This is a genomic window from Bacillus vallismortis (assembly GCF_040784915.1).
Classification (GTDB): domain Bacteria; phylum Bacillota; class Bacilli; order Bacillales; family Bacillaceae; genus Bacillus; species Bacillus subtilis_G.
On record NZ_CP160797.1, the window covers coordinates 2,364,533 to 2,387,586 of the forward strand.

27 protein-coding genes and 1 other RNA gene are annotated in these 23,054 nt (G+C 43.0%); 8 read left to right on the top strand and 20 right to left on the bottom strand.

The window, feature by feature from the left end:
• Window positions 1–21: 21 nt before the first annotated feature.
• On the bottom strand, window positions 22–1,041 hold the full coding sequence (kdgR, locus tag ABZM97_RS11330; protein WP_087990492.1) for a pectin utilization transcriptional regulator KdgR: 1,020 nt from the start codon (window positions 1,039–1,041) through the stop codon (window positions 22–24).
• Between the two features lie 222 nt (window positions 1,042–1,263).
• Between kdgR and kduI the strand changes: the two genes are divergently transcribed.
• Entirely contained in the window at window positions 1,264–2,091 is an 828-nt protein-coding gene (kduI, locus tag ABZM97_RS11335) for a 5-dehydro-4-deoxy-D-glucuronate isomerase (RefSeq protein WP_087990493.1), read from the top strand.
• A 1-nt stretch (window position 2,092) separates the two neighbouring features.
• Window positions 2,093–2,857, top strand: a complete 765-nt coding sequence (gene kduD / locus ABZM97_RS11340) for a 2-dehydro-3-deoxy-D-gluconate 5-dehydrogenase KduD (protein ID WP_367386849.1) — start codon at window positions 2,093–2,095, stop codon at window positions 2,855–2,857.
• 43 nt (window positions 2,858–2,900) lie between these two features.
• Here kduD and ABZM97_RS11345 read toward each other — a convergent pair whose 3' ends face one another.
• Entirely contained in the window at window positions 2,901–4,826 is a 1,926-nt protein-coding gene (locus ABZM97_RS11345; RefSeq protein WP_087990495.1) for an ATP-dependent DNA helicase, read from the bottom strand.
• 103 nt (window positions 4,827–4,929) lie between these two features.
• A complete protein-coding gene (locus tag ABZM97_RS11350; protein WP_087990800.1) occupies window positions 4,930–5,121 on the bottom strand; it encodes a hypothetical protein in 192 nt (63 codons plus the stop codon).
• A 163-nt stretch (window positions 5,122–5,284) separates the two neighbouring features.
• On the opposite strand from ABZM97_RS11350, the gene ABZM97_RS11355 reads away from it, so the two are divergent.
• Window positions 5,285–5,437 carry a YpzG family protein gene (locus tag ABZM97_RS11355; protein WP_010327933.1) on the top strand — a complete coding sequence of 51 codons (153 nt, stop codon included), beginning with the start codon at window positions 5,285–5,287 and terminating at the stop codon, window positions 5,435–5,437.
• Window positions 5,438–5,489: 52 nt separating this feature from the next.
• Here ABZM97_RS11355 and ABZM97_RS11360 read toward each other — a convergent pair whose 3' ends face one another.
• From ABZM97_RS11360 to ABZM97_RS11400, 9 genes are all read right to left on the bottom strand, one after another.
• Entirely contained in the window at window positions 5,490–6,647 is a 1,158-nt protein-coding gene (locus ABZM97_RS11360) for a class I SAM-dependent RNA methyltransferase (RefSeq protein ID WP_087990496.1), read from the bottom strand.
• A gap of 100 nt (window positions 6,648–6,747) precedes the next feature.
• An RNA gene (rnpB, locus tag ABZM97_RS11365) (RNase P RNA component class B) lies at window positions 6,748–7,130 on the bottom strand.
• 65 nt (window positions 7,131–7,195) lie between these two features.
• Window positions 7,196–7,492: a cell division regulator GpsB gene (gene gpsB / locus ABZM97_RS11370; protein WP_003225629.1), complete on the bottom strand. Its 297-nt coding sequence runs from the start codon at window positions 7,490–7,492 to the stop codon at window positions 7,196–7,198.
• Between the two features lie 77 nt (window positions 7,493–7,569).
• Window positions 7,570–8,115: a DUF1273 domain-containing protein gene (locus ABZM97_RS11375; RefSeq protein ID WP_087990801.1), complete on the bottom strand. Its 546-nt coding sequence runs from the start codon at window positions 8,113–8,115 to the stop codon at window positions 7,570–7,572.
• Window positions 8,116–8,203: 88 nt separating this feature from the next.
• A complete protein-coding gene (cotD, locus tag ABZM97_RS11380) occupies window positions 8,204–8,428 on the bottom strand; it encodes a spore coat protein CotD (RefSeq protein WP_087990497.1) in 225 nt (74 codons plus the stop codon).
• Window positions 8,429–8,511: 83 nt separating this feature from the next.
• On the bottom strand, window positions 8,512–8,640 hold the full coding sequence (locus ABZM97_RS11385) for a hypothetical protein (protein ID WP_003230707.1): 129 nt from the start codon (window positions 8,638–8,640) through the stop codon (window positions 8,512–8,514).
• Between the two features lie 100 nt (window positions 8,641–8,740).
• Complete coding sequence (locus ABZM97_RS11390) at window positions 8,741–9,994, bottom strand: ribonuclease H-like domain-containing protein (protein WP_367386850.1); 1,254 nt, start codon at window positions 9,992–9,994, stop codon at window positions 8,741–8,743.
• 15 nt (window positions 9,995–10,009) lie between these two features.
• Window positions 10,010–12,259 carry an ATP-dependent helicase MrfA gene (gene mrfA / locus ABZM97_RS11395; RefSeq protein ID WP_253268398.1) on the bottom strand — a complete coding sequence of 750 codons (2,250 nt, stop codon included), beginning with the start codon at window positions 12,257–12,259 and terminating at the stop codon, window positions 10,010–10,012.
• 102 nt (window positions 12,260–12,361) lie between these two features.
• Window positions 12,362–12,868, bottom strand: a complete 507-nt coding sequence (locus ABZM97_RS11400) for a PTS glucose transporter subunit IIA (protein WP_087990802.1) — start codon at window positions 12,866–12,868, stop codon at window positions 12,362–12,364.
• 137 nt (window positions 12,869–13,005) lie between these two features.
• On the opposite strand from ABZM97_RS11400, the gene ABZM97_RS11405 reads away from it, so the two are divergent.
• Complete coding sequence (locus tag ABZM97_RS11405) at window positions 13,006–13,425, top strand: Hsp20/alpha crystallin family protein (protein ID WP_087990500.1); 420 nt, start codon at window positions 13,006–13,008, stop codon at window positions 13,423–13,425.
• A 20-nt stretch (window positions 13,426–13,445) separates the two neighbouring features.
• Here ABZM97_RS11405 and ABZM97_RS11410 read toward each other — a convergent pair whose 3' ends face one another.
• Window positions 13,446–13,814: a YppG family protein gene (locus tag ABZM97_RS11410; RefSeq protein ID WP_087990501.1), complete on the bottom strand. Its 369-nt coding sequence runs from the start codon at window positions 13,812–13,814 to the stop codon at window positions 13,446–13,448.
• 186 nt (window positions 13,815–14,000) lie between these two features.
• On the opposite strand from ABZM97_RS11410, the gene ABZM97_RS11415 reads away from it, so the two are divergent.
• Window positions 14,001–14,189 (top strand): YppF family protein, encoded by a 189-nt coding sequence (locus tag ABZM97_RS11415; protein WP_003225611.1) that lies wholly within the window; start codon window positions 14,001–14,003, stop codon window positions 14,187–14,189.
• Window positions 14,190–14,228: 39 nt separating this feature from the next.
• Here ABZM97_RS11415 and ABZM97_RS11420 read toward each other — a convergent pair whose 3' ends face one another.
• Both ABZM97_RS11420 and ABZM97_RS11425 read right to left on the bottom strand, forming a co-directional pair.
• Window positions 14,229–14,600, bottom strand: a complete 372-nt coding sequence (locus ABZM97_RS11420) for a YppE family protein (RefSeq protein ID WP_087990803.1) — start codon at window positions 14,598–14,600, stop codon at window positions 14,229–14,231.
• Window positions 14,601–14,645: 45 nt separating this feature from the next.
• A complete protein-coding gene (locus ABZM97_RS11425; protein ID WP_087990502.1) occupies window positions 14,646–14,891 on the bottom strand; it encodes a DUF5446 family protein in 246 nt (81 codons plus the stop codon).
• 198 nt (window positions 14,892–15,089) lie between these two features.
• On the opposite strand from ABZM97_RS11425, the gene sspM reads away from it, so the two are divergent.
• A complete protein-coding gene (sspM, locus tag ABZM97_RS11430; RefSeq protein ID WP_003225606.1) occupies window positions 15,090–15,194 on the top strand; it encodes an acid-soluble spore protein SspM in 105 nt (34 codons plus the stop codon).
• 24 nt (window positions 15,195–15,218) lie between these two features.
• On the opposite strand, the gene ABZM97_RS11435 is transcribed toward sspM, so the two are convergent.
• Window positions 15,219–16,181: a DUF2515 domain-containing protein gene (locus ABZM97_RS11435; RefSeq protein ID WP_087990503.1), complete on the bottom strand. Its 963-nt coding sequence runs from the start codon at window positions 16,179–16,181 to the stop codon at window positions 15,219–15,221.
• Between the two features lie 40 nt (window positions 16,182–16,221).
• On the opposite strand from ABZM97_RS11435, the gene recU reads away from it, so the two are divergent.
• Together recU and ABZM97_RS11445 are read left to right on the top strand one after the other, a co-directional pair.
• On the top strand, window positions 16,222–16,842 hold the full coding sequence (gene recU, locus ABZM97_RS11440; RefSeq protein WP_087990504.1) for a Holliday junction resolvase RecU: 621 nt from the start codon (window positions 16,222–16,224) through the stop codon (window positions 16,840–16,842).
• A gap of 21 nt (window positions 16,843–16,863) precedes the next feature.
• The gene (locus ABZM97_RS11445; protein ID WP_087990505.1) at window positions 16,864–19,605 is read left to right on the top strand and encodes a PBP1A family penicillin-binding protein; all 2,742 of its coding nucleotides are present in this window, start codon (window positions 16,864–16,866) and stop codon (window positions 19,603–19,605) included.
• Window positions 19,606–19,678: 73 nt separating this feature from the next.
• On the opposite strand, the gene ABZM97_RS11450 is transcribed toward ABZM97_RS11445, so the two are convergent.
• From ABZM97_RS11450 to asnS, 4 genes are all read right to left on the bottom strand, one after another.
• On the bottom strand, window positions 19,679–20,173 hold the full coding sequence (locus tag ABZM97_RS11450) for a YpoC family protein (protein ID WP_087990506.1): 495 nt from the start codon (window positions 20,171–20,173) through the stop codon (window positions 19,679–19,681).
• The gene (gene nth / locus ABZM97_RS11455; protein WP_087990507.1) at window positions 20,170–20,829 is read right to left on the bottom strand and encodes an endonuclease III; all 660 of its coding nucleotides are present in this window, start codon (window positions 20,827–20,829) and stop codon (window positions 20,170–20,172) included. The genes ABZM97_RS11450 and nth overlap by 4 nt, the downstream gene beginning before the upstream one ends.
• Before the next feature lie 18 nt (window positions 20,830–20,847).
• Window positions 20,848–21,546: a DNA replication protein DnaD gene (dnaD, locus tag ABZM97_RS11460; RefSeq protein WP_087990508.1), complete on the bottom strand. Its 699-nt coding sequence runs from the start codon at window positions 21,544–21,546 to the stop codon at window positions 20,848–20,850.
• A 94-nt stretch (window positions 21,547–21,640) separates the two neighbouring features.
• Window positions 21,641–22,933, bottom strand: coding sequence for an asparagine--tRNA ligase (gene asnS / locus ABZM97_RS11465; protein ID WP_148961503.1), 1,293 nt, complete (start codon window positions 22,931–22,933; stop codon window positions 21,641–21,643).
• Window positions 22,934–23,054 lie beyond the last annotated feature (121 nt).

Genomic DNA, 23,054 nt, shown 5'->3' on the forward strand with positions numbered 1-23,054 from the left:
TTCAGTTGAGGGCATCTAGGATTAAAGTGACTGTCTCATGATGACTTCCGCCTCTAATTCAATGGTTTGAGGCGCTCCCTTGTCACCTTCAATCCTTTTTAATACACGTTCCATCGCCGTCCTGCCCATATCATGTGACGGCTGGGCAATCGTTGTAATGCCCGGACCGATCAGTTTATACCATTCCGTATCATCGAATCCTGCAATCCCTATATCTTGAGGGATGAGCAGGCCGAGCTCTTCCATACAGCTGATGATTTTCAGCATAATTAGGCCGTTCAAGGCCAGAATCGCTTTTTTTTGCTCCGGCATTTCCTTGTGAAAAGAAAGAAGCGCCGCCTTAAGCTGCTCCTTGTTTTTTACGTCAATTTCATACATTCTGACAAGCCCGTTCGCATTTTGAGCCGAAGCCATTTCCTGGTACACAGCTGCTCTTTCTGCACGAGGGCTGATAGATGAAATCGGTTCGCTAAACAGTGCGACATCAGTGTATCCTTTGCTGTAAATCTTCTGAAGTATCTCTTTTGTGATCCTTCTATTGTCAGTTGTTACCGTATCCAGTTTCAGATCCGGAAGTTTCCGGTCAATTAATATCGTGGGAATTTGCTGTTCTGCAAAGGTGTGCAGTACATCCTTGTTTTCTCCGGTTGCGTTTAAAATCAGCCCTTCAACCGAATGGGCTTCAAGCTTTAGGAGCATTTCCCGCTCTTTTTCAGGACTGTTATCTGTGTTGCACACCATAATACTGTAGCCATATTGATCACAAATCTCTTCGACTCCTCTGAAAGCCGCGACTGAGAAAGGATTTGTAATGTCAGCTACAACAAATCCGATTAATTTGCTTTTTTTTATTTTTAAACCTTGTGCCATTTTACTTGGCCGATAATTCAATTCTGCGATTGCCTTTTTAATGCTTTTCACTTTTTCAGGAGAAATCGCATCAATTTTTCCGTTGATATAACGGGAAACTGTCGATTTCGAAACTCCTGCACATTCTGCTACATCTTTGATCGTCGTATGGCTTGTTGTTTTCTTTTTCATTCAAGTGCTCCTGTATCATCTTATATTTGAAACCGATCCCAAAACCGTTACAACACAAGAATACCATATTTTTAAAATTCGAAAAGAGTTTTTTCAAAAATGTGCCTATTAATAATTTTAACATTGACTCTTTTCACTATTTATCCTAAAATTTTCTTTGAAACCGTTACCAAAATGTTTTCATTCAAGTGGTGCCGAAATCTTAACTAAGGGGGAAACACAATGGAAAATCGTTATTCTGTACACCCTGAACAAGTAAAGCGCTTTACAACTGAGGAGCTGCGCAGTCATTTTTTAATGGAACCTTTATTTAAGGAAAACAAACTTTCAATGTATTACTCACATGAAGACCGAGTTGTCATCGGCGGCGCGGCTCCGGGACAAAGTGAACTGAAGCTTGATGCCGGAGATTTCCTTAAAACAGACTTCTTTTTGGAACGGCGTGAAATCGGGATTATTAATGTTGGCCAGCCTGGCGCTGTCAGGGTTGGTGATGATGAATATGCGCTTCAAACAAAGGATTTTCTTTATATCGGAATGGGCAATCAGGATGTAACGTTTACAAACCTGAACGGAGGCAAAGCTAAGTTTTACTTCGTCTCCGCTTGTGCTCATCAAAGCTATCCGACACAAAAAGCCGCTCTTTCCGAACTGACACCGGACCGCCTTGGCGATGAGGCAGCCTCTAATGTCAGAAGCCTGTACAAAGTCATTCATCAAGAAGGCATTAAAAGTTGTCAGCTAATGATGGGAATTACGATGCTAGATCAAAACAACAACTGGAATACCATGCCGGCTCACGTCCATGACCGCCGGATGGAGGCTTACCTTTACCTTGATCTTGAGAAAGATTCAAAGGTGTTTCACTTCATGGGCCAGCCGAATGAAACGCGCCATCTTGTTGTCGGAAATGACCAGGCTGTCCTTTCTCCTGCCTGGTCTATTCACTCTGGCGCAGGAACTTCGAACTACAGCTTTGTGTGGGCGATGGCTGGAGAAAATTACACATTTACGGACATGGATGCCGTCCCGATGGATGGGCTGAAATAAGATGAGTTATCTACATGATACCTTTTCATTAGAAGGAAAAACAGCGCTGGTGACAGGCCCGGGAACAGGAATCGGTCAAGGAATTGCCAAAGCGCTGGCGGGGGCTGGCGCCGATATTATCGGCACATCACATAAAAGCAGCCTGACTGAAACACAACAGCTTGTGGAACAGGAAGGCCGTACCTTTACATCTTTTACATTGGACATGAGCAAGCCGGAAGCAATAAAGGATTCTGCAGCTGAACTGTTTGATAGCCGCCAAATCGACATCCTTATCAATAATGCCGGCATTATTCACCGGGAAAAAGCAGAACATTTCGCAGAAGAGAACTGGCATCACGTACTGAATGTCAATCTAAACAGCTTGTTTATTCTGACACAGCTGGCAGGCAGACACATGCTGAACAGAGGTTATGGAAAGGTTATTAACATCGCCTCCCTTCTGTCTTTTCAAGGCGGTATTCTCGTTCCCGCATATACAGCGAGCAAACACGCGGTTGCCGGTTTGACTAAATCATTTGCTAATGAGTGGGCAGCGTCCGGTGTTCAGGTCAACGCCATCGCCCCTGGTTATATTTCTACCGCCAATACACAGCCTATACGCGATGATGAAAAACGAAATGAGGACATTTTAAAGAGAATCCCCGCCGGCCGCTGGGGCAAAGCGGATGATATCGGCGGGACAGCAGTCTTTCTGGCATCCCGCGCTTCAGATTATGTAAATGGGCATATTTTAGCCACTGACGGCGGTTGGCTGGCCCGCTGACAAAATAAAAAAGCTGACGAATACGATCGTCAGCTTTTTTCTATTACATCATTTTCGGTTCAACAGGCAAGACCTTTTTGACTTCATCAATGATGCGTTCATTTTCTCCGCCGGCGTAAATGTGGATCGAGCCGCTGTCTTGATTCGAACGGATCAGACGCCCGATGCCCTGCCGCACGCGTAATAACATATATGGCAGATCAACTTCTTCAAACGGATCTTTTTTTGCCCCGTTGCGTTTCGCTGTAAATACAGGATCATGAGGCGGGAATGGCAATGACCAAATGGTCACATTTTTTAATGCGTCACCGGGAATATCAAGTCCTTCCCATAAGTGAACCGAACATAGTACGGTTTCCTCTTTCTCTTGGAATTTCTCCACTAAGCCGCTGATTTCCTCATCGCCTTCAAAGTAAATCGGATACGGCAGCTCCCAAGCCGCTGACAGCTGCTTAAACTCGTTTAATTCCTCAAAAGAAGGGAAAAGCATCAGCGTTCTGCCTTTATAACGCTTGATCGTTTCAATCGTTTCAGCCGTTTTTTGTTCGGAAGTCATATCTGTTTTCGCATATAGATTAACGGTCATTTGCTCGTCATAATCATATGGAGAATCAACAGTTAACGACAAATAATCATGAATCCCGAGGCTGTCGGCAATATAATCAAACGATCCGCCTTCTGACAGCGTAGCAGAAGAAAAGATATGAGGAATTTTCTTGGAAAACACTTTTTCACCCAGCACTTCTGCTACCGTTCTCGGCATGACAACAAAAGTTGATTCTTCTTCTTTTTTCTCCAGCCAGCTGATCGCATCCTTTTGATATAGGGATAATGAATACGCCATTTGTTCTACATATTCTTCCACAACTGACAATTCGTATTGATCAATTGTGTACATCTCAGACTCAAACACGAGAGCCTCACCGATTTTATCGAGCAAACGGCAAAGCTCGTCCGCCGCCTTTTTGACACGCTGGTCATTTTTTATTTCTAAACGGTGTGAACCGGCTACTTCTTTAGCTTCTTCAGAAAGAACATAGAAAAATTCGTCGTTTGCAGCAAGGGCATCTTCAATCAGTTCGGCAAACTCTTCTCTGATGTCATTTTGAAGCAAGCGCTCTAAAAACAATTCAAGAGTAGACTGCTTCACTCTGTAGGTTAACGCTTTTTGTGCGGCAAACTCTAACAAATGCCCTTCGTCAAATACAACCGCGCTATGATCAGGCAAGAGTGGCAGCTGTCCCTCTCGTTTACGGGATTCTTCCGTCCACACATGCTCCATATAAAAATCATGGGAACAAACGATCAAGTCTGTTGACTTGCGGTAGTGATCTCTGGAAAGCGTCAAACCGCATCTGTGCCTCATATCACAAGTCAGACAATCCTGAAACGAATCATAGCTTACTTCAGACCATTCTTCATTTGACAGATTGGCATACTGCTTACGGTCGCCATACGGATAAAAGCGCTGCATCGCCTGTGATTCATGAACAAATGACGGTAACGACTCATAAAGATCCAGCCATCTATCATCATCAGAGCGTTGCATTGTTTTTTCCAGTTTCTTTAAGCATAAATATTGCTCATGTGATTTTGACAGTCTTGTATCAATTTTCAGATCCAAATGCTCAGCCAACTTCGAAATATCGCCCTCTTTTTTCACTAGCTGTTCGATTAATGTTTCATCAGCACAAGCGATAATGGCGGGTTTGCCGACATATCTTGCATAGCTGATCGCAAAAAGAAGATAAACCAGTGTTTTCCCCGTTCCCACTCCAGCTTCGGCAAACATGACTTTTTTCTCTTTAAACGCTCGCTCCAGCTGAAAAGCCATAAATACTTGCTCATCCCGAAGATCAAACCCTTTTTCGGGAAGGATATCGTAAAACACGTCACCAATCCAATTGTTCAATTCTTCATAAAAATTCTTTGTTTTCGTTAAAGAAAAAGGCAAACGTGATGTTGTCACCTAGTTCCAACCCCCAACTATTCGACATTCAGACCATCAATAATATCATTTCCCACTGATGAATACAATAAAAAAACCTGGCATTGCCAAGTTTTTTTACAGCTTACTTTCGATTGATCACATGCGAAGATAAAAAAGGATGGTCTGTTGAATAAATATGTTCCACCGCTTTTTCTAAATCGATTTGCGCATGGGAAATCACGGACGGAGACAAATCAACTCCGAGCTCGTTCAGCTCGTTTGCTGTTGCGTCAAGCGCCCTTTGAATAAGATTAAAATGTTCACTGTTCAGCATGAGATCACCTCTGATGGAAATAATCATCATTGTATGCGAACTTTTCATTTTATATACATGCTTCCCGCATGTTATCACCGAAACATGCGCAAACTACAATTGATATTCCGGTATCCGGATTATCCGTCTTATCAACAATATTCTATCAGGGAGTGATGTTGACATGAGTTATAGAAATCGATTAGATCAGCATTCTGAGCTGTTTCATCACAATTGGACGCGGCCTAAACGTTCTAAGTCTCAAGTAAACGGTCACACTGAAATGTCCCAAACCAACATTATATTGAGAAGCAACGCGAAAGCGCACCGTTGGTAACGATAGAATATAGCTGAAAGACGAAAGAAGACGCATGCAAAGCGTCTTCTTTTTATTCGTTTTCTGTTTTCGTGCGCTGCGGTCTTACTTTTGACCAGTATTGATAATAATCCGTTTTAATAAATCCGTTAAAGAGCTTTCGTTTCTTCGTCGCTTTTCTGCCGTATGCTTCCTCAAAATCCTCATTTGATGTCAGCATATACACAGACCAGCTATCAAGCGGTTCGAATGCCTGTCCCATTTCTTTGTACATCTGCTCAACAGCTTTTTTCTCGCCGAGACGCTCTCCGTATGGCGGGTTTCCGACAATTACCCCAAACTCCAGATTTGTCGTGAAGTCTTTGACCTGCATCTGCTTAAATTCGATTAAATCTCCCAAGCCTGCTTCTTCTGCATTCTCTTTTGCGATTTGAACCATGCGGTGGTCTATGTCGCTTCCGAAAATCGTAAGCGGCTGGTCATAGTTCGCTTTTTCTTCAACTTCAAGGCGCGCTTTGTCCCACTGCTCTTTACCGATCCATTCCCAATCCTCCGAGACAAAATCACGGTTAAAACCCGGGGCGATGTTTTGGCCGATTAACGCGGCTTCAATCGCGATCGTTCCAGAACCGCAGAAAGGATCAACAAACGGACGGTCCGGGGTCCAATTTGTTAGTTGAACTAAAGCGGCAGCAAGTGTTTCTTTAATCGGCGCGCCGCCCTGATCGACACGGTATCCTCGTTTGTGGAGGCCTGTCCCTGAGGAATCGAGCGTTATAACCGCCTGATCTTTCAATAAAGAAATTTCAACCTTATACTCGGCACCTGTTTCTTCAATCCAGTCATTGGCTTTGCCGGACTGAAGCTTGAGCTTTTCGACAATTGCTTTTTTGACGATCCGCTGACAGTCAGGAACGCTTGCAAGTGTCGATTTCACTGATTTCCCAATGACAGGGAATTTCCCGTTTTCAGGTATAAATGAGCGCCAGTTAATCGCTTTCGTTTTTTCAAACAGTTCATCAAATGTTTTCGCTTTAAAAGAAGCAACCTGAACCTTTATGCGGTCGGCTGTTCTAAGCCAAAGGTTTGCACGGCAAATGGCAAGCGCATCACCTTCAAAAATAATTTTTCCGTTATCAACCTTGCATTCGTATCCTAAGTCTCGTACTTCCTTTGCGACAACAGCTTCAATGCCCATCGGCGCCGTTGCAATTAGTGTATACTTCTTCATCGTATCACCCTGTCTTTTAAAACTTTTCTCTTTTCAAGATAAAAGCTCTCCTTATACGGGAGAGCTTGTTTTCATCATTTTAAATGTAAGTGGTCTAACGTTCTGTAAGCCATGTTTTGTTTCCGTCGTACTGCAAGCGGCTCATCACCTCGTACTCAGGCGGCAATCATCTATCTACAGAAAGTATTCTGTCCTTCTCTCCGTTGAATTCCGTTAAGAAGGTTCCCCTACCAAAATTTGGGTTTCTCGCTCGAGGGGTTTACCGCGTTCCACTCTCACCATTTCTAGTGAGACTTCGTCACTGTGGCACTTTCAAGGATACTCAGCCATATCCAAAGGACGTAGGCTTTTTTCCTGCCGTCAGCCTATCAAGGCTGCCCTAGCTTATGACTTCGCTAGGCACGAACACTACGGGCATCTCAGCACCGTGCGAGCATGGACTTTCCTCTACAGATTCAAGATCTGCAGCGATTACCCGAACGTTAAGAACATGAATTATTATATAACAACTGATTGCAATTTACAAGTGCCATTTTTTTCAAGCACGATCAATCATAAAGCTTGCTGCCAAAAACGTGTTTTTCTAAGTTAGACAGCCGTTTTAAAATATCAAAGTTCGTTGTGTTAGATTGCACCGGCTGTTTTTTGCTGGCTTCTTCAAGCTGTTTTTTCAGCTGCAGATTTTCCTGCTGCAGTTCTTCAATTTCTTGATGGAAGGTTTCATAATCCTTAATAATCATATCTAAAAATTTGTCAACGTCTTCTTGCTTGTAGCCTCTAACGCCTGTTTTAAATTCTTTTTCCAAAATTTCTTTCGCAGAAAGCTTTACTTTATCAGCAAGCATCTTTTTCACCTCGTATCGTGAATCATCAACTATATTTTTTCAGAAATCTGTACGGTTGTCAAATTTCTCTTTCTTTGTTATGAGTAGCTGTCTTCCTCTACTGTCACTCTCAAGTCATCCATTGTAATAAAGTAAATGGGGTAGCCGTCCTGTTCGCGTCGCTTTTCCGCTGTCTCAAGCATATACTTTGGAGAGCCTTCCATTTCCGAATCATATAAAAGCATAAGCGCATCTGATTTCTCAATGAAGAACTGATTTTTTTGTTTAAACTGAAGCGGGCTTTCATATGGCCTGTGAGTCAGGCTTTCTTCATAGTCAGCCTGTGCCAGAACAGCTTCATAAAGCTCTTTATTAGGTTCTTTCCAGTTCTTTTCCTGATCGTAAAAAGGGGTAATCACAGCTACCTTTAAATCAGGGTATTCCTCCTGCAGATCATAGGCAGCTTCAGCCGCCCAGAGTTCGGCTCCGAGCTGGCCCGAAATTAAAATCCATTCCAGTCCTTCATCTAAAAAAGCAATCAGCCGGTTCTTAATGGCTTTTTTTATGTAATACAACGCTTTGTCATCTTGTTTAAAAATCCCGAGTTCAAATGGCTTGTATCCTGTTACTGCCAATACTTTCATTATTTCACCTGCTTTAAAAAATGGGGCTCCCCATTGGGCCCCATTTTGATGTGCTGTTGTTTCAACCATCAAGCTGCACGTTTCCATACTAGTCGAAGAAAGGTCTTCTCGCTTGAAAATGTTGATGCGTAGCCGTATCAACGTTTGAGAAAGTGTGTGGAAAGTAGTGAACGTGCTGAAAATGCTGGTGATTTACGTTTGTTGTGTGCTGTGGGTGAATATGCGGCACGATAGTATTTGAAAACGTATGGTTTTCACAGCAATGAGTAGGATGGACAATCGGCGCCATCATGTGCGGTCTGCAGTGATGCATGATTAAATCCCCTTTCCATAAACTTTATTACAATACTAAGTTATGAAAAATAGGGGGTACATGTTCTGATGCAATGACCTATTTTAAAAGTGTGCAATTAAGCTGTCTTTAAAGTTTGAAAATACGAAAGCAATCAAAAAAACAACGACAAAGAACAAATAAAAAACACCCTTATACATACCAACTCTCCCTTTAAAAATAACTAACGTCATTTTACAGGATTCGCCGGTATTCTACAACAAAATCGATGTGAATCCAGCAAAAAAAATTCTTGGCGAAAGAAGTCGTCTTTTGCGCTTTCCCGGGGAATATTCAAGAGGAATATTTCCTCTTCAGCCGCGCAATTCTTACATGCAGATTTTCAACTTCTTTTTCTGATAAAAACGCCTCATCGCTAAGTAATTGTTCTGCTATACGCAGGGCTTTTCCGAACTCTTTTTTCTTATGCTCAAAAAATTTCGCAAGCTCTATCACAGCGGTGTATCTGCACTTCTGATTTTGGGAACGGGACAGCTTTTCCCAAAGCGGCACTGCCTCCTCCAACCGGTTTTGTTTTTTGTACAGTAGTGATAAATCCAGCCGGGCCCTATCCTGACCCTCAAACGGCTTTTCTTTAAGCCTTTCCAGCTGTTTGACCGCTTGATCCGTTTCTTTATGGGCCATAAACCATTTCGCCATCGCATAAGCTTCACTGTGCTCTTTTGGCGCATGTGATTCAGAGAGAATTTTTTTAGACATATGAATGTACAATGAAATGAGCGATAGCACATCCATTTCATTATGATGCAGAACACCTTTTAGAAGATCCGGCTCTTGCGCCTTGATAAAATGAAAGTAAAGCATTGGCGCCAAGTAGCCCGGTGTATCTTCTTGCCTGCGGATGCCGAGCTCCTCTTTTTCAACCGTGCCAAGCGATACGCGGTCCATTTTGTGTTTCCACAAGCGTCTTGCTCCGTGCAGCAGGTCAAAGTGGCCGAACTCCGGGAGATTCGGAAGTCTGTCGCGGATCAATGTGTGCCTTGTTTTCACCTGCGGCCAATCAAAGGCTTTACCGTTGTAGGTCACGAGTGATGTAATGTCAACCTCGCTTAAAAAGCTTTGATACAAGGCGACTTCATTTCCCGGCTTGGGCAAAAGATGCTGTTTGACTGACACTCGGTCTTCATATACTCTCGCATGCCCAAGCAAAAAAATGGTATTTCCGGCGCCGCCTCCAAGACCGGTTGTTTCCGTATCAAAGAAAAAGAGACTGTTTTTGTTATACCCTTTTGCTGACAAAGTATGCGCCAGGCAGCTTTGATTCCACAATGCAATCACTTCATCAAGTTCAGAAAAACGGTATAACCCATGCCGGTGAGAAAGCGGATATTCTACTTCTCTAATGAGGCAGTACTCATCTTCGAAGAAAAAAGGCTTCATACCAAAAGCCTCCCACTCTTCTAAAAATGGAATCTCAGCATGGTTCTCAACGAGTTTGTTTTCTTGTTCGCCTTTTTCTATTTTATATTCCCCTTCATCAAGTACCATATGCTTTTTCATTCGCTGGAGTTTCCCTTTTAATGACATATCTGACCTCCCTCCTTACGACATTTGATCCAGCAGCTGCAAAATTCTTTCCTTTGCTTTTATCCCTTCTATTTCGGTTCCTATACAAGACGGACAGCCGTCGTGACAAGGACATTGTTTAATAAGCTGTTTCGCCGCTTCGTTTATGTCTGAAAAACGTTTGTAGACTTCCTCCGCCAAACCGATACCGCCCGGATAATGATCGTACAAAAAGATGGTCGGCAATCCGGTATGGGCCGCTTTAATTTGAGAAACGACATGCACATCGTTTCGATCACACATGATATACACAGGGACAATATGCTGCAGCACATTCGAGATGCCAAGAAGGAGCTGTTCCAGCGTCTTTTCCCCGATATCTTCGTCTGCTGTTTTGATTTCGAGCCAAGCTGCACTTGTATGCAGCTCTTCTTCCGGCAAATGAATAGGGCCTGAGCCAATATTTTCAAAGGTGGTCATTTTAATTTTTTTAAAAATGGTCGGCAGGGCATTGACAGTGACGTCACCATAGTGCAATGACATACTGCTTTTTTCGTTCGTTTTATCAACTTCTAATACTTTCAGCTGAACTGCCAGGTTGGCATCCGTGTAATACTCGACATCGACGTTTCTGACATAAGCCTTTTTATGGTCCCAATCAAGCTTCTCTACTTGATATTGCACCCCTTCATGCAAATAAATCGCTTCATCATGCAAAAGCGTCATCGCGCTAAAACGATCCATTTCACCGATAATCCGCACATTTGCAATATCTGACTGATCAACAATGACGACATTTTCTTGTGAAGCGGAACGTAAACTGATATTTGATGCGGGGAACGATTCACTTGCCCAATGATACCGTTCGCCGTTGCGGTGAAGAACGGCCTCTTCCTGAAGGTACTCAAGAATATCACTTACATCCATCGGCCCAAACTCTTCATCAGCTCTAAAAGGAAGCTCATAAGCCGCACACTTTAAATGGTCTACTAAAATAATCAAATTCTCCGGATTGATTCTTGCAGATTCCGGCGAACGGTTAAAGAAGTATTCGGGGTGCCGCACAATATATTGGTCAATCGGCGTTGAATTGGCGACCATGATAATCAAAGACTCACCGTGCCTTCTGCCGGCTCGTCCCGCCTGCTGCCATGCACTTGCCACACTTCCAGGATAACCCGTCATCACACACACTTGCAGCTGGCCGATATCAACACCAAGCTCTAAGGCATTCGTACTGACCACTCCTAAAATCTCGCCTTCTCTCAGACCTCTTTCGATTTCTCTCCGCTCTTTTGGAAGATAGCCTCCCCGATAGCCTCTGATTGACTTTGTCCCAATCTCTTTTTTCACAAGCTCCTGAATATGGCTTAAAATAATTTCCACCCGGACTCTGCTTCTGGCAAAAACAATGGTCTGCACTTTGTTTTTCAGGAACTCTTTCGCCAGTTCATTCACTTCTGCTGTTGCGCTTTTTCTAATATTCAGCGGTTTGTTCACAATTGGCGGATTATAAAACACAAAGTGTTTCCGTCCGCTCGGGGCTCCGTTGTCATCAACCAGCCGCATCGGTTTTCCCGTCAGCTGCTCCCCCAATTCCTTCGGGTTGGCAATCGTTGCGGAAGTACAAATAAAAACCGGATCACTTCCGTAAAACCGGCAGATTCGCTTCAGCCGCCGGATCACATTCGCCACATGGCTCCCGAACACACCGCGATACGTATGAAGCTCGTCGATGACGATATACTTAAGGTTTTCAAACAAACTGACCCATTTCGTATGATGCGGAAGAATGGCAGAATGAAGCATATCGGGGTTTGTAATGACAATATGGCCTGCTTTTCTCACCTTTTGCCTAATTGCCGGAGACGTATCCCCGTCATATGTAAAGCTTTTAATATCAATGCCCATTTCATCAATGATTTCATTTAGCTCGCTCTTTTGGTCTTGCGCCAGCGCCTTAGTCGGAAATAAATATAGCGCCCGATTTGTTTCGTCGCGGGCGATGGACTGCAACACTGGGAGGTTATAGCATAATGTTTTTCCTGATGCGGTTGGCGTTACGGTAACGATGCTTTCTCCTTTTTGCACATATTGAAAAGCGGAATATTGGTGGGTATATAGTTCATTAATGCCCCTTTTCGAAAGGGCTGCTTTTATTCTTTCATCTATACTTTCAGGCATCGGCCTTGTTCTTGCTTCACGAGGCTCAATTTCATGCCAATTCACAACGTTTTCATTTCCTTTTAACTCAGAAATGAGCTCAGTCAGTGATTTCCTTTTCATTCTTTACACCTCTTTGTCAAATACAGTTTACCGAATATTTGTTTGCATGGCTAGGTGCAAATTTTATACAATCGAATAAAAAAAGCAAGGCATGCGCCCTGCTTATTTCGCTTTTATTGTGAGAAGCTTTGTTTCGCCTTTGAGGGCAGCGTTTTCTCCTGCCGGCACAATTGATCCTACAGCCTCACCATTCATGATAACGATCGGGATGACCGTGCTGCTCGCTTTTTCTTTAATTAATTCCAAGTCACACGTAATCAACGGATCACCGACTTTCACTTTATCCCCTTCTTTCATGTGGGCAGTAAACCCTTCTCCGTTCATATTGACTGTTTCCAGCCCGACATGAATTAAAAGTTCAATTCCCGAGCGAGTTCGAATGCCCACGGCGTGTTTGGTGTGGAAAATCTGAATCACTTCACCTTCAACAGGTGAAACGATTTCACCGTTTGATGGTTCCACCGCTATTCCTTCCCCCATCATTTTCTGTGAAAAAACAGGGTCCGGCACATCAGTCAGGTCCATTACCGTACCATCTGCCGGAGAATAAATAACCTCTTCTGCCACTTTTTCCTGAGTTTTGCCCATTCCGAATAATTTTTTCAGCAATGTGTTTTCTCCCTTCTCATTCGCCTCAACCATTATCCCTTCAATCACCACTATTTAACCACACTTTCAATTTTGCTTCAATTTATAACAACATCTGGCACAGGCGCATAATCTGGTTAAAAAAGGCGGTGGCAAATTTGGAATTCAATCATGACAAAAAAAACGAACTGCAAAAGAAAGAAGAAATCATCGCGGAGGCAATGGACCATCTTTTTCAATCCTCAGCATTCGGCAACCTATTAAACGGATTTCAGAACTTGATCAACTCGAGTTTAAAAGATGTACAGACGACCATACATGTCAGAGAAAGAGATACCGGGCTGTATGTCGATATCACGATTCCGGAGACGTTTCGAGATGGCGAGATCATCGTTGATATTAAATCGAGGTATTTGCATGTAACTCTCCAAGAGAAACAAAAACAGCAAAATGAGGCCACTTTTACAAGCATGACCAGAACGGTTCAGCTGCCTTATGAAGTACACCAAGAAGATATGGAAACATCTTGGAACGAGCAGACAATGACGCTTTTCTTCCCAAAAAATAAGCATGAATGAGTGATTCATTCATGCTTCTATCATTTAAAAAAGCTGGTAAATCCCTTTATTAAAGATCCGACCTGATTCATTGCACTCATCACTTGACCTGTCGTATCCATCATTTTATTAAAATCAAACTGCCCGTTGGCTTTTTTGAACTGCGACATGATACTTTGAAATTGTGAGGGCTGCTGCTGGTTAGGCCTTGGGATTGGATAAGGGTTGGAGAATACTGGAGGCTGCGTAGGCATCGGCTGGAGCGGAGAATGCGGCTGATAAAAATCCGGCTGTCCATAATGCTGCTGCGGCCAGTATTGTCCATGTGCTGCCTGCTGATAATATCCTTGCATTTGCTGAGGATAATAATAGTCCATTTGCCGAGGATAGATTTGAGAACTCCTGTTCATTGCGATTCCCCCTAAACTCAACATGTTTCTCTTCTATATATGTATGAATGAAGTCTATTGGTTGTGTCACAGGTTCTGATTCGCGTTTGTCAAATTGTGTCGAAAGTTTAAATTTTTTAAAAACAGAAAAAAGTCGAATCATTATGGTACCATATTTTCAATACAGATGAGAGGGGATGCACCATAATGAACGTATCATACTTAAGCAAACGTTTTGCAGAAATGAAGAAATATGAAACAGACTGTATGAATAAACTGATGGACTTTGCCAAGTTCCTCTATATTCAAGGACATCTCAGCACAACTGAGTTTCGTAACAGTATGAAGGTTCTCGAAGCAAATGGAGCAGAAAGCCCGGCATATGAGTTGAATTAACGTCCGGCCCCCTACAACAAACTTAAAAGAAGACAGCCTTTACCGGCTGTCTTTTCTTGCAATTTCATCCTTTACTGCGTGCAATGTATAAAGGACTGACTCAGTGATGTCCTTGAATCGTTTTTTATGAATATGATGAACATATGATTGAAGGACCAATTCCAGGAAATTGTCCTTTACGGTCTCAATTTGCTCTCTATGCACATATTTCGGACGGCGGGCTTTTACCAATTCAAGCGCCCCTTGCGCCCAGCGAGCCGCCAGATCATCATTCTCTTCAACTGCAGGCTTTATCGTCTCAAAAAAATCATATGAAAGATTCTTGTCTTTTCCTTCCTGGTATCGATCAGCGCCATTTTCAGCAGTTTCAATCATTTGCTCGGTCATTTCCAGCAATGTTTGTGATTGCAACATCCTTCACCTCAATGACTATCGTACCAAATTTCGCCCGCAAATTCAGCCGATGCGGTATACCTTTTCAAATGCATACCTGTGTTCAGGTGATTGATGCAGCTCATTTATACAAATATGAAGGTCCATGATTTCTTCTTCCAGCACACTCAGGCGATCGTTTTCCTTTTCCCGCATCTCAGCCTCCCATGCGTTTAAGGAATGGTTCAGGCTTTGGTCGGCTCGGGTTAATTCATCTTCTATATCAGAAAGCATACGGAGAATATCTGTCTTGCTTACGTAACCGGACATTCGTGTACCTCCCTTTCCTCGTCTCTCCCGGTTAAGATTCTTTGCTCTTCAGTCTCTTTCCTTCCTCATGACAAAACTAGAAGCAAATCGCCAAACAAACAGGTTTTCCACGGAAAGCTGAAGTTTTCGACAAAAACAACCGCAAAAATTGTATGATCCTCCCCCTTAATGCAAACGATACTTGTGAGGAGGTGCCGTATGAAAACTAGACCGAAAAAAGCCGGCCAGCAAAAAAAGACTGAATCAAAAGCAATCGATTCTTTAGATAAAAAATTAGGCGGCCCGAACCGCCCTTCTACGTAAGAAGCAAGGAAATTCCTTGCTTCTTTATTTTTTCAGCCAATGCTCGACTGCAAAAAGCGCATGAAGCTGGCGTTTTTTATGCAGATACCAGTCTGTCAATTCAATCTGCTTCGGCAATTCCTCACGTCTAAAGAACGCTTTCTTGATCTTTCCATGAAACCAATCCGTTTTCTTTCCGTCTAATGAGTGGATGAACTCAGGGTAGCATGTCCTTAACATAGGAGATGTTCTTTTTGTGATCCCGATCATTTTTTCCATATCAAAACGGGAGCCTGTGTGCGGCACTGTGTGCAAAAAGTGATAAAAAGAGGAGAATAATTCGGGGCTGAACAGCAATTGAGACAGCTGCTTTCCCAGCCTTATCCTTTCCTCTGTCTTTGAAAAGCGTTTCACTGAAATGCCGTAAAGAAACCCGTCTGAAGAAGGAAAAATAACGGTGTTAAAATGAAACCAGTCACTTAAATAAAAAGGAATCGTGTCAAAAACGTTCTTTTTAAACGAAGGATTTTGTATAATAGGTGTTTGGATAGTGTTTTGTTCATTTACAATGAGGGCATACATCAGCCGCTCGGTGTTTCGCTCATGCCAAAAACGGGCCCATTCTTCCGTCATAAATTGCGAGACGCCAAACACATGGAGATGATGGAACAGCGGTTTCCCGATTTTTTTTGACCAGTGGTACAAAAGAAGCTGCGGATAGGCATCCGAAAAAATAAGCCAGTTCGCTCTTTCATAGGCTAAAAAGAACCACTTTTGCTGTCTCTCACGGAGTCCAAGCTGAAACAGACTGCCTTTTAAGTCAGTCATTGACCAGCCGGCATTGCGAGAAACAAAAGATGCTAAGAGCGACCATTTGATTTCCGGATGACAGTCATAAAATGCTTTATATGCGTTCGTTCTTGAAATGTTATCTGCGTTTTTTGCTTTTGTCTGCCGTTCAATCCGGCTAAGAAGCTTTCTGATGGCCTGTTGTTCTTGCACGTACATTCACTTCCGTCACGAATAGTTTAATAAGGAGGATGAGAAAGTGATTCGGTATCCTAACGGAAAAACGTTTCAGCCGAAACATTCGGTTTCATCCCAAAACAGTCAGAAAAGGGCCCCGTCCTACAGTAATCGCGGAATGACCCTCGAAGATGACTTAAACGAAACGAATAAGTATTATCTGACAAACCAAATTGCCGTTATACACAAAAAGCCGACACCTGTTCAAATTGTAAATGTCCATTATCCAAAAAGAAGCGCCGCGGTGATTAAAGAAGCTTACTTTAAACAATCATCGACAACAGATTATAACGGGATTTACAAAGGGCGGTATATTGATTTTGAGGCGAAAGAAACGAAAAACAAGACCTCTTTCCCCCTGCAGAATTTTCATGACCATCAAATCGAGCATATGAAGCAGGTAATGGCTCAAGACGGCATTTGTTTTGTTATTATATCCGCTTTCGACCAGGTTTATTTTTTGGAAGCCGATAAACTGTTGGATTTCTGGGACAGAAAAGAAAAAAACGGCAGAAAATCAATTCGAAAAGATGAATTAGAGGAAGCGGCTTATCCGATTTCTCTTGGATACGCACCTAGAATTGATTATATTAGTATTATTGAACAGCTTTATTTTTCGCCGTCATCTAGTGCGAAAGGTTGATTAACGAAAGGTTGAGATGTTATGTCAGATCAATTTAACAGCCGTGAAGCTCGACGAAAAGCGAACAGCAAATCGAGTCCTTCACCGAAAAAAGGCAAGAAACGAAAAAAAGGCGGATGGTTTAAAAAGACTCTTTTTACCTTACTCATTCTGTTTGTTTTAGGTGTAGTTGGCGGTGCCGTCACATTTGCTGTCATGGTTTCCGATGCGCCAAAACTTGACGAAAACAAATTAAAGACGCCTTATTCTTCGACAATATATGATAGAAATGGAGAAGAAATTGCTGAATACGGCTCCGAAAAGCGAACCTACGTCTCAATAGATGAAATTCCTGATACTGTAAAAGAAGCTTTTATTGCGACAGAGGACGCCCGTTTTTATGAACACCATGGGATTGACCCTGTCCGTATCGGAGGCGCCGTAGTCGCCAACTTTACAGACGGTTTCGGAGCTGAAGGCGGAAGTACGATCACCCAGCAGGTTGTCAAGAACTCCCTTCTTTCTCATCAGAAGACGCTGAAACGGAAGGTGCAGGAAGTGTGGCTTTCGATTCAGCTGGAGCGCAATTACTCTAAAGACGAAATTTTAGAAATGTATTTAAATCGGATTTATTTTTCTCCTAGAGCATATGGAATCGGAAAAGCGGCGGAGGAATTTTTCGGCGTCACAGATTTAAGCAAATTGACTGTGGAACAGGCGGCAACACTTGCGGGCATGCCGCAAAGCCCGACAGCGTACAATCCCGTTAAAAACCCGGATAAAGCGGAAAAAAGACGGAACATCGTACTCAGTCTGATGAAAAAGCAAGGATTTATTTCTGATTCTGAATTTAATAAAGCCAAAAATGTGGCGATGAAAGACGAAGGCGTTGTGTCACAAAAGGAATATGAAAAAAACAATTCAAACAAATACAGCGCGTTTGTTGAAGAAGTCATGAAAGAAATTGAAGAAAAATCTGATGTCAATCCAGGAACTGACGGATTAAAAATTTATACGACATTAGATACAAAAGCACAAGACAAACTAGATGAATTAATGGACGGAGACACCGTCGGATTTACTGAAGGCATGCAGGGCGGCGTTACCCTTCTCGATACAAAAAACGGAGAAGTCCGCGCGATTGGTGCTGGGCGCAATCAGCCTGTCGGAGGCTTTAACTATGCAACTCAAACTAAGGCACAGCCTGGTTCGACCATAAAGCCGATTTTAGACTACGGTCCAGTTATTGAAAACAAAAAATGGTCTACGTATGAACAAATTGATGACTCAGCTTACACTTATTCTAACGGAAAACCAATCCGTGATTGGGACCGTAAATATCTAGGGCCTATCTCTATGCGTTATGCACTTGCACAATCTAGAAATATACCAGCCTTAAAAGCATTCCAGGCAGCTGGTAAAGATACTGCTGTAGACTTTGCAAATGGACTTGGACTGGGATTAACAAAGGATAATGTACCAGAGGCCTACTCAATTGGCGGTTTTGGTGGAGACGATGGTGTTTCTCCTCTGACAATGGCAGGCGCATACAGTGCGTTTGGAAATAACGGAACATATAATGAACCGCATTTTGTAAAATCCATCGAATTCAACGATGGCACGAAGCTTGATTTAACACCGAAATCAAAGTCAGCAATGAGTGACTATACTGCGTTTATGATTACAGATATGCTGAAAACAGCTGTTAAGACAGGTACAGGACAGCTCGCTCAAGTACCTGGGATAGAAGTAGCCGGTAAAACCGGGACTACAAACTTTGATGAAAGTGAAGTCCAAAGGTACAATATCGCAAGCGGCGGTGCCCGAGATTCTTGGTTTGTCGGTTACACACCGCAATATACTGCAGCCGTCTGGACGGGTATGGAAGAAAACGATGCTGGAAAGAAATCACTTTCTGCTGAAGAGCAAAAAGTCGCAAAACGAATCTTCGCCCAGCTCATTGCCGATGTCGATGACGGAAGCGGATCGTTTGAGAAGCCTGACAGCGTAGTTGAGGCCACTGTAGAAAAAGGCTCTAACCCGGCAAAACTGGCAGGGCCGAATACGCCAAGCGATAAAAAGCTCACGGAGTACTTTGTCAAAGGCACTGCCCCTTCCACTGTTTCTAAAACGTATGAAAAAGAAGAAACAGATAAACCGACTGGCTTAAACGTGAAATATGATAAAGACAATCAATCTCTGACATTAAGCTGGAAATATGACGGTGATGCCACCTTTGAAGTGAAGCAGTCTGTCGATGGCGGCAGCTACTCCGAGATTCAGAACAGTTCTGCAAAAGAAGCCGTCATATCCGGTGTGCAGCCTGGATCTGTGTATAAATTCCAAGTAACAGCCATCAGCGACGATGTCCGCAGCGATACAGCCGCCACTTCGTATGAAGTGCCGAAGGCTGAGGATAAAGAAGATAAAGACGACGAAGAGAAAACCGATGATGAAAAGCAAGATGAAGATAAATCTCAGGATGATACACAGACTGATGATTCGCAAACAGATGACAGTCAGACAGATCAAGATCAGACAGATGATTCAACGAACGATCAAGACAAAAAACAAGACAACACGAACACCAATCCGTCCGACAACAGCAATCAAGACCAAACCAACGATAACAGCAACAATAACAACAGCAACAATCAGGGTACGTCGGATGATGATTCGAACTCAGATACAAATGATTCATCAGGCTCTGATACAAATAAAAACAAAACAAATACATCTGACAAAACACAAACGAATTCATCATCAACTGAAAAAGCAAATTAAACAAAAAGCCGTCACTCTATTGGGTGATGGCTTTTTCTTCATCATAAAAAACCTCCCCTTAAAAGGGGAGGTTTTAGCGATTCATCGCATGGTATTTATAAAAATGCTTTTTCATTTCAGCAAATAGCTCATCAAGCTGAATAAAGCAATGGTATTGAGTCGGCTTTAGAAGAATAAATTCTACTCGTTCAGGCCAATTGATTGGCTTCACGGGAAATGATTTTTCCGTTAGTTCTGGCCAATCGAGCGATTTTACCCGCTCACCCGCTGTCCAGTGGAACGAAGCGAGCAAACATACAATGCCCTTCAGCATGTCATTTTGGTCACATCTCGATTTTCGTGTTTGAAAGACTGGGAGAAGTGATTCTTTAATGTCTTCCCACACTTCAAATAAAAGCGGAACGTACTTGCCGCTGTCTTCCCATGGCAAAACACCTTGAGATTCCAAACAGAGGTCAACATACACAGGGTTGATTCTCAAGGCTTCTGATATATCCAGGGAGTTCATCTGGCCAAGACTGCTTAAGTACTGCTCATAGGAAGCCAACACGTCTTTCGCTTGCGTCATCGTTTCACCAGTCCTTTTTTATCTCTCTTCTGCCCTTCTCTGCACAAAGACAGCAGCGGACATTCCGCACAGCGCGGAGACTGGGCCTTACAGTGATATCTGCCGAAGAAAATAAGCCGGTGATGGGTAACAGACCAGTCTTCTTTTGGCACCTTGCGCATCAGCGTCTTTTCCACTTCCAGCACCGAGTCTTTCCACCGGCAGATTCCCAAACGTTTGCTGACTCTCTCCACATGGGTGTCTACAGCAATGGCCGGCACGCCAAAGGCAACAGATACTACGACGTTGGCGGTCTTTCTTCCGACACCAGGCAGTTTGACAAGCTCATCGCGGTCTTTCGGCACTTCTCCGCCGTAATCTTCAATAATCATTTTACTCAATTTTTGGATGTTATTTGCCTTATTACGATACAAACCGATTGATTTAATATCCTGCTGAAGTTCTTCCAGCGAAACAGCCAGATAGTCTTCCGGCTGTTTATATTTTTGAAATAATGTTTTGGTCACCCTGTTTACAAGTGCATCTGTACATTGCGCAGATAAAGCGACTGCCACCACTAATTCAAAAGGATTGGAATGAACCAGTTCACACTCTGCGTGGGGAAACATGTCGCCTATCTTGTCCAAACAGAATTCAATTTGTTTTAGATTTAACACGATTGTCACCTTTTCACTTTATTGTTCAAGCCAATTGTAAAAAGGAACTTGCCTTTTATACTCTTTTTGCGGTTCAGTCTGCTTGGTTTGTACCCGCCGGAATTTCTGGCTGTGGATTTTTGCCTGCTCCACAGTTTTCAGCCCGTTTTTCTTCCACTCAAACAAAATCCGGTCAATGTAGCGGAAACTGAGTTTCCCTGACAGTACCGCCTCTTTTAAGGCGTGTTTGATCAGCTGTGCGTCATGCTGATCTTGATCCTGCCAAATGGCCAGTGTTTCACACTCCAAAGGTGATAACGGCCTTGCGAACTCTTCCTCAAAAATGGTATAAAGGCTTTTTTGTTCCCCTTCTGCTTTTCTTTCCTGCGTTTGATTCTGTGCAAGCTGTATATACTCGTACAGATTGCCCCATAAAGGCTGAAGAGAATATTTCTCAAATTTGATACCGTTTTGGTCCTCACATTCTTCAATAAACAGAAAACCTTTTTGAATAAACATCCTCAATCTGTTTGTGCATTCTTCAACAGAAATTGACATCCCTTCTTGCAGCTGATTCGGTGTAGGAAAATAAGATCCTTTTTCTAAATGCATTTTAATTTTTAAGAGCAGAATAAGTTCTGTTTCGTTAAGCCCGAGCTGTTTATAATGCGTAAGCAGAAGATTAGGGATTGTTGACGTTCCCTGTTCATGCATATCAATAAATTGCTGTTTTTTCATCGTCACACCTCTTACTGTAAAGGATCATGTTTTCCCCTTTACTGTAAAAAGTCTCCCTTGCAGGAGACTCTTTTTCTTGTTTCATTTGAATGTATTATGGATATAGACGGTTTAACAGTCTTGGGAACGGAATGGTTTCACGAACGTGAGGCGCTCCGCTGATCCAAGCTACTGTCCGCTCTAATCCAAGGCCGAAGCCTGAATGAGGAACTGATCCATATTTTCTAAGTTCAGCATACCATTTATATGCGTCAGAATCCAGTCCATGTTCTTTAAGGCGCGCTTCCAAAAGCTCCATATCGTGAATCCGTTCGGATCCGCCGATGATTTCTCCATATCCTTCCGGCGCAATCAGGTCAGCGCAGAGCACGACATCCTCACGGTCAGAAGCCGGCTGCATATAGAATGGTTTTAAGGACGTCGGGTAGCGAGTGATGAAAACCGGTTTGTCATAGTGTTCCGCAATCGCTGTTTCATGAGGCGCCCCGAAGTCGTCTCCCCACTCGATATCGTCAAAGCCTTTTTCTTTCAGAAAATCAAGCGCTTCATCATACGTGATTCTTGGGAACGGAGCTTTGATTTGCTCAAGTTTTGATGTGTCTCTTCCTAATGTGTTTAATTCAATTTTGCAATTCTTAAGTACGGATTGCACAATGAAAGAAACGTAATTTTCCTGCACTTGAAGGTTTTCTTCAAATTGTACAAACGCCATTTCCGGTTCGATCATCCAGAATTCGATCAAGTGGCGTTTTGTTTTAGATTTTTCCGCTCTGAATGTCGGCCCGAAGGAAAATACTTTTCCTAAAGCCATTGCCGCAGCTTCCATGTAGAGCTGGCCGCTTTGAGACAGGTAAGCATCTTCCTCAAAGTACTTTGTCGCAAAGAGCTCTGTTGTTCCTTCAGGCGCGCTTCCAGTCAGAATGGGCGGATCCACTTTTACGAAGCCTTCGTTATTAAAAAATTCATAAGTCGCGCGAATGATTTCATTACGAATTTTCATGGTGGCATGCTGGCGTTTTGAACGAAGCCATAAATGTCTGTGATCCATCAAGAATTCTGTGCCGTGTTCTTTTGGCGTAATTGGATAATCAGTCGCTTCGTGAATGACTTCAATACCTGTCACAGCTAGCTCATAACCTAGCGGAGAACGCTCGTCCTCTTTGACAATCCCTTTTATATAGAGTGACGTTTCCTGCGTCACTGATTTAGCTGTTTGGAAAATGCTTTCTTCCACTTCCGCTTTGACTACGACACCTTGAATAAAGCCGGTACCGTCCCGCAGCTGCAAAAACGCGATTTTCCCGCTTGAACGCTTATTAGCGACCCAAGCTCCGATCGTTACTTCCTCACCTACGTGTTTGTACACTTGGTTGATTGTTGTTTTCAACATATTTCCCTCCAAAACAAGAAAGACATTCGGAAGCCCATTGCCCCGCGAACTCTTTTATCATCACTTTATTATACCCGCTCTTAACTAGCCGGGTCAATGCAGATAAAAAGCGGCTTTT

Coding starts and splice junctions, on each gene's coding strand:
- ABZM97_RS11375 (WP_087990801.1), bottom strand. CDS start 8,115: ATGAAAGTATTGGCAGTAACAGGATACAAGCCATTTGAACTCGGGATT.
- ABZM97_RS11350 (WP_087990800.1), bottom strand. CDS start 5,121: ATGCTGAACAGTGAACATTTTAATCTTATTCAAAGGGCGCTTGACGCA.
- gpsB (WP_003225629.1), bottom strand. CDS start 7,492: ATGCTTGCTGATAAAGTAAAGCTTTCTGCGAAAGAAATTTTGGAAAAA.
- ABZM97_RS11390 (WP_367386850.1), bottom strand. CDS start 9,994: ATGTCATTAAAAGGGAAACTCCAGCGAATGAAAAAGCATATGGTACTT.
- kduD (WP_367386849.1), top strand. CDS start 2,093: ATGAGTTATCTACATGATACCTTTTCATTAGAAGGAAAAACAGCGCTG.
- kdgR (WP_087990492.1), bottom strand. CDS start 1,041: ATGAAAAAGAAAACAACAAGCCATACGACGATCAAAGATGTAGCAGAA.
- ABZM97_RS11450 (WP_087990506.1), bottom strand. CDS start 20,173: ATGACGCAAGCGAAAGACGTGTTGGCTTCCTATGAGCAGTACTTAAGC.
- sspM (WP_003225606.1), top strand. CDS start 15,090: ATGAAAACTAGACCGAAAAAAGCCGGCCAGCAAAAAAAGACTGAATCA.
- ABZM97_RS11410 (WP_087990501.1), bottom strand. CDS start 13,814: ATGAACAGGAGTTCTCAAATCTATCCTCGGCAAATGGACTATTATTAT.
- ABZM97_RS11415 (WP_003225611.1), top strand. CDS start 14,001: ATGAACGTATCATACTTAAGCAAACGTTTTGCAGAAATGAAGAAATAT.
- mrfA (WP_253268398.1), bottom strand. CDS start 12,259: ATGAAAAGGAAATCACTGACTGAGCTCATTTCTGAGTTAAAAGGAAAT.
- ABZM97_RS11360 (WP_087990496.1), bottom strand. CDS start 6,647: ATGAAGAAGTATACACTAATTGCAACGGCGCCGATGGGCATTGAAGCT.
- dnaD (WP_087990508.1), bottom strand. CDS start 21,546: ATGAAAAAACAGCAATTTATTGATATGCATGAACAGGGAACGTCAACA.
- ABZM97_RS11355 (WP_010327933.1), top strand. CDS start 5,285: ATGAGTTATAGAAATCGATTAGATCAGCATTCTGAGCTGTTTCATCAC.
- cotD (WP_087990497.1), bottom strand. CDS start 8,428: ATGCATCACTGCAGACCGCACATGATGGCGCCGATTGTCCATCCTACT.
- ABZM97_RS11385 (WP_003230707.1), bottom strand. CDS start 8,640: ATGACGTTAGTTATTTTTAAAGGGAGAGTTGGTATGTATAAGGGTGTT.
- ABZM97_RS11435 (WP_087990503.1), bottom strand. CDS start 16,181: ATGTACGTGCAAGAACAACAGGCCATCAGAAAGCTTCTTAGCCGGATT.
- ABZM97_RS11425 (WP_087990502.1), bottom strand. CDS start 14,891: ATGTCCGGTTACGTAAGCAAGACAGATATTCTCCGTATGCTTTCTGAT.
- ABZM97_RS11445 (WP_087990505.1), top strand. CDS start 16,864: ATGTCAGATCAATTTAACAGCCGTGAAGCTCGACGAAAAGCGAACAGC.
- kduI (WP_087990493.1), top strand. CDS start 1,264: ATGGAAAATCGTTATTCTGTACACCCTGAACAAGTAAAGCGCTTTACA.